Here is a 1437-nt window from a genome sequence, read left to right on the forward strand (position 1 = left end):
CGCTGCTGAGAAGGGAAAGAAGAGCGAACGACTTCTCTACACCCTTGGCAGGCTTGGAGAGCAACAAGTATGAAACTGGTCCAACAAGTACTGGCACGGTGTCAACGCCGAGCGCCTTGGCCTCCTTGTATTCATTCACAGCCTTGTGGGAAGAGTAGGAGAACTTGGTGTTGGGACCAAGTTCAGGGACGATAAAGTGGTAGTTGGTGTCAAACCACTTGGTCATCTCCATGGCAGGGACAGTGGTATTGCCCCTAGCCATCGAGAAGTAGGTGCTGAACCCAATCTCTCCACCAGTCCATGAGTAGCGCTCTGGGACAGCACCAAGCATGGCAGCCGTGTCAAGAACCTGATCATAGTACGAGAAGGTGTTGCTGGGGATGTACTTGATCCCAGCGTCAGCCATTTGCTTCCAGATGCTGGCCCTGAGGTCGGTCGCAACCTTCTCCAAATCCTCAGCGCTGCTCTTCCCATCCCAGAAAGACTCCAGGGCAAACTTGAGCTCCCTCTTGGGGCCCATGCGGGGGTACCCAACAATGTGAGACGCCATCTTTCGTGGGAGAGGGGGAGGAAGCGAGCGGCGACGATGGCGGAGGCGGAAGCGGAGGAGGAGATGATGATGAGGATGATGTGTGGTTCAGGAGGCAACGAGATGATGAAGACGAAGATGAAGAAGAAGAATAGAGAAGGGGAAGAAGAAGAAGAAGTAAGTGGAGGAGGTAGGATGAGGAAGGGGCCATGGACGGAGCAGGAGGACGTCCAACTGGTATGGTTCGTGCGCTTGTTCGGGGAACGTCGTTGGGATTTCTTAGCAAAGGTCTCAGGTTTGCGCGGTGGCGGGTGACCTAGCTACATGCACTGCATGCCTCCCTCTCTCTCTATATATATCTCCTTCCCATCAAACATCCATCCATCCATCGACTGCTTCTTTTTCTTTCTTTTTTTTTCTCTTCTTGATTGTTCTTGTTCTTGTTCTTCTTTCTCTCTCTCTTATCATGCAACACCCACACATGCATATATCCATCCATCCATCTATCCCCTTATCACATTTAATTTCTTCTTCATATATACCAATTTGGCAACAGCTAATGATTCTTTTTTTATTTGAAACTCTGAATGAATTGATTTAGATGCATGCATCAATACAAATAATTGATTTCTTTTTATCTGGAGCTCTGAAATTGATTTAGATTTGGATTTTGATAAAACAAAATTTGATATTCATCTGAAACTCTGAATTGGTTAAGATGCCTACACATAAATGTTCCATTTTCAGTTGTGGGGATCGATGTGATGGCTTTTACATATATGCATGCGTAAATTAACATGCGGTGTTGCATGATCGAAGTTAATTAATCTAGAGGCGGTCGATGATCGATGGATGATACAGTACTTAACTAGGAGATGGAGGCATGCATGCATGAGCTTAGAACGCAC

1 protein-coding gene and 1 pseudogene are annotated in these 1437 nt (G+C 46.9%); one reads left to right on the forward strand and one right to left on the reverse strand.

Annotated elements, in window-relative coordinates; all coding sequences use genetic code 11:
* Positions 1–520 (reverse strand): annotated as a pseudogene (locus NK662_RS24440) (5-methyltetrahydropteroyltriglutamate--homocysteine S-methyltransferase); the annotation flags it as partial.
* Positions 521–652: 132 nt separating this feature from the next.
* On the opposite strand from NK662_RS24440, the gene NK662_RS24445 reads away from it, so the two are divergent.
* Entirely contained in the window at positions 653–844 is a 192-nt protein-coding gene (locus NK662_RS24445; RefSeq protein WP_254761318.1) for a Myb-like DNA-binding domain-containing protein, read from the forward strand.
* Positions 845–1437 lie beyond the last annotated feature (593 nt).

The sequence above is a fragment of the Ectobacillus ponti genome (assembly GCF_024294785.1).
GTDB lineage: Bacteria > Bacillota > Bacilli > Bacillales > Bacillaceae_G > Ectobacillus > Ectobacillus ponti.

What these genes read in the sequence shown, in the direction of transcription:
- NK662_RS24445 (WP_254761318.1), top strand. Translation starts at nt 653, where the DNA reads ATGATGAAGACGAAGATGAAGAAGAAGAATAGAGAAGGGGAAGAAGAA.